Origin of the sequence: Streptomyces sp. NPDC020362 (assembly GCF_040642095.1) — a bacterium.
In the GTDB taxonomy this organism is placed as follows: domain Bacteria; phylum Actinomycetota; class Actinomycetes; order Streptomycetales; family Streptomycetaceae; genus Streptomyces.
In genome coordinates, this window is record NZ_JBFAET010000118.1 from 1 (window position 1) to 4852 (window position 4852).

General features: G+C 69.0%; 3 protein-coding genes. 2 read left to right on the forward strand and 1 reads right to left on the reverse strand.

The genetic code is table 11. From position 1 onward, the window contains the following. Positions 1 to 112: 112 nt before the first annotated feature. A complete protein-coding gene (gene uvrA / locus AB0H32_RS31540) occupies positions 113 to 3139 on the reverse strand; it encodes an excinuclease ABC subunit UvrA (RefSeq protein ID WP_361127496.1) in 3027 nt (1008 codons plus the stop codon). A gap of 225 nt (positions 3140 to 3364) precedes the next feature. Here uvrA and AB0H32_RS31545 point away from each other — a divergent pair, with 225 nt between their 5' ends. Then, positions 3365 to 4051, forward strand: a complete 687-nt coding sequence (locus AB0H32_RS31545; RefSeq protein ID WP_361127499.1) for a maleylpyruvate isomerase family mycothiol-dependent enzyme — start codon at positions 3365 to 3367, stop codon at positions 4049 to 4051. 46 nt (positions 4052 to 4097) lie between these two features. Next, positions 4098 to 4754, forward strand: coding sequence for an MBL fold metallo-hydrolase (locus AB0H32_RS31550; RefSeq protein ID WP_361127502.1), 657 nt, complete (start codon positions 4098 to 4100; stop codon positions 4752 to 4754). The last annotated feature ends 98 nt before the right edge of the window (positions 4755 to 4852 follow it).

Genomic DNA, 4852 nt, shown 5'->3' on the forward strand with positions numbered 1-4852 from the left:
AACCAGTGCAAGCGCGGTGAGCGGCAGCATCAGCCCGGGCAGCGCGGGGAGGACGGGCGCCGCTATTTTGATGATGTGTCAGGTCACGGCCCGTATCACTCCCGTAGCGGCCTCAGGCCTTGCGGGCCCGCGTCGTCTTCTTCGCGGGTGCCGCCTTCTTCGTGGCCGTGGCGGCCTTCTTGATCGCCGTGTTGTTGGCCTTGGCCGTCACCGTCTTCTTCGCCGTCGACCTGGCTGCCGCCGTCTTCCTGGCCGCCGTGCCGCGCGGCGCCTTCACCGGTTCCGCGTCGCTGATGCGGTCGGCGCCGAGGACCTCGCGCAGGAACTTGCCGGTGTGGCTGGCCGGGACCCCGGCGACCTCCTCGGGCGTGCCCTCGGCGACCACGAGGCCACCGCCGGCGCCTCCCTCCGGACCCATGTCGACGATCCAGTCGGCGGTCTTGATCACGTCGAGGTTGTGCTCGATGACGATGACCGTGTTGCCCTTGTCGACCAGGCCGGACAGCACCTTGAGCAGCTTGCTGATGTCCTCGAAGTGCAGACCCGTGGTCGGCTCGTCCAGGACGTAGACCGTGCGGCCGGTGGAGCGCTTCTGCAGTTCGCTGGCGAGCTTCACACGCTGTGCCTCACCGCCGGACAGGGTGGTCGCGGACTGGCCGAGCCGGACGTACCCGAGGCCGACGTCCTTCAGCGTCTTCAGATGCCGGGAGATGGACGGGACCGCCTCGAAGAAGTCGGTCGCCTCCTCGATCGGCATGTTCAGTACCTCGGCGATGGACTTGCCCTTGTAGTGGACCTCCAGGGTCTCCCGGTTGTACCGGGCGCCGTGGCAGACCTCGCACGGGACGTACACGTCCGGGAGGAAGTTCATCTCGATCTTGATCGTGCCGTCGCCCGCGCAGTTCTCGCAGCGGCCGCCCTTGACGTTGAAGGAGAAGCGGCCGGGCAGGTAGCCGCGGACCTTCGCCTCGGTGGTCTCGGCGAACAGCTTGCGGATGTGGTCGAAGACGCCGGTGTATGTGGCCGGGTTGGACCGCGGGGTGCGGCCGATGGGCGACTGGTCGACGTGGACGACCTTGTCGACGAGGTCGTCGCCGTCCACGCGCGTGTGCCGTCCGGGCACGCTGCGCGCCCCGTTCAGCTCGCGGGCCAGGTGCGTGTAGAGGATGTCGTTGACCAGCGTGGACTTCCCGGACCCGGACACGCCCGTGACCGCCGTGAACACTCCCAGCGGGAAGGACACGTCGATGTCCTGGAGGTTGTTCTCACGGGCGCCGTGCACCGTGAGCCGGCGGGACGGGTCCTGAGGACGGCGGATGTCCGGCAGCGGGATGGACTTCCTGCCGGACAGGTACTGGCCGGTCTGCGACTCGTCGTTGGCGAGCAGCTCCTTGAGGGAGCCGCTGTGCACGACCTTGCCGCCGTGCTCACCGGCGCCGGGGCCGATGTCGACGACCCAGTCGGCGACCTTGATGGTGTCCTCGTCGTGCTCCACGACGATGAGCGTGTTGCCCATGTCGCGCAGCCGGACCAGGGTCTCGATCAGCCGGTGGTTGTCGCGCTGGTGCAGACCGATGGACGGCTCGTCCAGGACGTACAGGACACCGACGAGACCGGAGCCGATCTGGGTGGCCAGGCGGATGCGCTGGGCCTCACCGCCGGAGAGGGTGCCGGCCGCGCGGTTGAGGGAGAGGTAGTCGAGGCCTACGTCGACCAGGAACCGCAGCCGCTCGTTGACCTCCTTGAGGACGCGCTCGGCGATCTTCTTGTCCCGGGCGTTCAGCGTCAGCTGCCCCAGGAAGTCCGCGCAGTCGCTGATCGACATCGCGGAGACCTCGGCGATCGACTTCTCCATGATCGTGACGGCCAGGACGATCGGCTTCAGGCGCGTGCCCTCGCAGGAGGGGCAGGGAACCTCGCGCATGTAGCCCTCGAAGCGCTCGCGGCTGGCGTCGCTCTCGGCCTCGCTGTGCCGGCGCTTGACGAAGGGCACCGCACCCTCGAAGGGCGTGGTGTACACGCGCTCGCGGCCGTACCGGTTGCGGTACCGCACCTCGATCTGGGTCTTGTGGCCGTGGAGCAGGGCCTTCTTGGCGCGCTGCGGCAGGCCCGCGAAGGGGATGTCCGTCCGGAATCCCAGGGCGTCCGCGAGGGCGCCGATCAGCCGGCCGAAGTAGTCCTTGGTGTGGCCGTGCGACCAGGGGTGGATGGCGCCCTCGTCCAGGGACTTGTCCGGGTCCGGGACGATCAGCTCCGGGTCGACCTCCATGCGCGTGCCGATGCCGGTGCACTCGGGGCAGGCGCCGAAGGGCGAGTTGAAGGAGAAGGAACGGGGCTCCAGCTCCTCGAAGGACAGGTCGTCGTACGGGCAGTACAGGTGCTCCGAGTACATGCGCTCGCGCTCGGGGTCGTCCTCGGGGAGGTCCACGAAGTCGAGCACGACCATGCCGCCGGACAGACCGAGGGCGGTCTCCACGGAGTCGGTGAGGCGGCGCTTGGCGGTGTCCTTCACCGTGAGACGGTCCACGACCACCTCGATGGTGTGCTTCTCCTGCTTCTTCAGGGCCGGCGGGTCGGAGAGCTGGATGGTCTGCCCGTCCACGCGCGCGCGGGAGTAGCCCTTGGTCTGGAGGTCCGCGAAGAGGTCGACGAACTCGCCCTTGCGCTCGCGCACGAGCGGCGAGAGCACCTGGAAGCGGCTCCCCTCCGGCAGCTCCAGGACCCTGTCGACGATGGCCTGCGGCGACTGGCGCGAGATGGGGCGGCCGCACTCGGGACAGTGCGGCTTGCCGATGCGCGCGAAGAGCAGACGCAGGTAGTCGTAGACCTCGGTGATGGTGCCGACCGTCGAGCGCGGGTTGCGCGAGGTCGACTTCTGGTCGATGGAGACCGCCGGGGACAGGCCCTCGATGAAGTCGACGTCGGGCTTGTCCATCTGCCCGAGGAACTGCCGCGCGTACGACGACAGCGACTCCACGTAGCGGCGCTGGCCCTCGGCGAAGATCGTGTCGAAGGCCAGGGAGGACTTGCCCGACCCGGACAGGCCCGTGAAGACGATGAGCGAGTCACGAGGCAGGTCGAGCGAGACATTCTTCAGGTTGTGCTCGCGCGCGCCACGGACGATGAGACGGTCGGCCACGCCGGTCCGCACCTTTCTTGAGAGAAGTGACAGGGGCGGGGCCCCCGTGCTTCTTCGAGACTAGGGGGAGCCACTGACAACGCCGGTCGGATTTCCCGGTTGCATAACAACCCCCGGACATCCAGCATGCCCGACGCCGCCCCCGACGATATAGCACGTGCTTTCGATTTGCGGGCCGGGTTCACCACCTTCACCCAAAGGTGTGGCGGGGCTAGGGTCAGGGCCATGATTGATCACGCTCATGACCTGGCCTGTGTACGTGACGCGACCGAACGGCTCCTCACTGCTGCCGCCGCACTGGACAACGCGTCGCTCGCCGAGCCGTCACGGCTTCCGGGCTGGACCCGCGGACACGTCCTCGCCCATCTCGCCCGCAACGCGGACGCGCTCGTGAACGTCCTCGAGGGCCGCCCCATGTACGCGAGTGCCGGGGTGCGCGACGCCGACATCGAGCGGGACGCCCCGCGCCCCCTGGACGTCCAGATCGCCGACGTGCGCGAGAGCGCCGCCCGTTTCCAGGAGACGGGGGACGCGCCGGCGGACTGGACACGCACGGTGGAGCTGCGCAACGGCGTCACCGACTCCGCGTCCCGGGTGCCGTTCCGGCGCCGGGTCGAGGTGGAGCTGCACCATGTCGACCTCGGGATCGGATACGAGCTGGAGGATCTTCCGGCCGAGTTCACGGAGCGGGAGATCGACTTCCTGGCGCAGCGCTTCTCGGGGCACCCCGATGTCCCGGCGACCCGCGTCACGGACGGCACGCGCGCGTGGAGCACGGGACGCCAGGCGCCCGCACCCGAGGTCACTGTCAGCGGCGCTCCGGCGGACCTGCTGGGCTGGCTCGCCGGACGCCGTGACGGCGCCGCACTGAAGGCGGTGGGCGGCACGCTCCCGCAGCTGCCCCCGTTGTAGGCCGACGACGGTCCTTCGAGCACTCCCCGGCGATAGGCTGATCACCATGACGTACACCGGAGAGGTCAAGGTCGGCGGACCGGCAGACGTGCACGAGCTGAAAGACCTGATGATCACGAAGATCGCGGTCGGCCCGATGGACAACAACGCCTATCTGCTGCGCTGCCGGGCCACCGACGAGCAGCTCCTCATCGATGCCGCCAACGAGGCGCGGGCGCTGCTCGGCATGATCGGTGACGACGGCATCGCGTCCGTCGTCACCACGCATCAGCACGGCGACCACTGGCAGGCTCTCGCCGAGGTCGTCTCCGCCACCGGTGCCCGCACGTATGCCGGACGGGACGACGCTCCGGGCATTCCGGTGCCCACGGACGTCCCGGTCGACGACGGTGACGTCATCCGGGTGGGACAGGTGGAACTCACCGCACGCCACCTCGTAGGGCACACGCCGGGCTCCATCGCGCTGGTCTACGACGACCCGCACGGCCACCCGCACGTCTTCACCGGGGACTGCCTCTTCCCGGGCGGGGTCGGCAACACGCACAAGGACCCGAAGGCGTTCGCCCGTCTGATCCACGACGTGGAGACGAAGATCTTCGACACGCTGCCGGACGAGACATGGGTCTACCCCGGGCACGGCAACGACACCACGTTGGGTGCGGAGCGACCGCATCTGCCGGAGTGGCACGCGCGCGGCTGGTGATCTCGCCGGGCGCCCACCGGTTCGGGGCACCTGGTTCGCGTGCGGCCCACCGGTTCGGGGCACCTGGTTCGCGTGCGGCCCACTGACTCGGGGCGCCC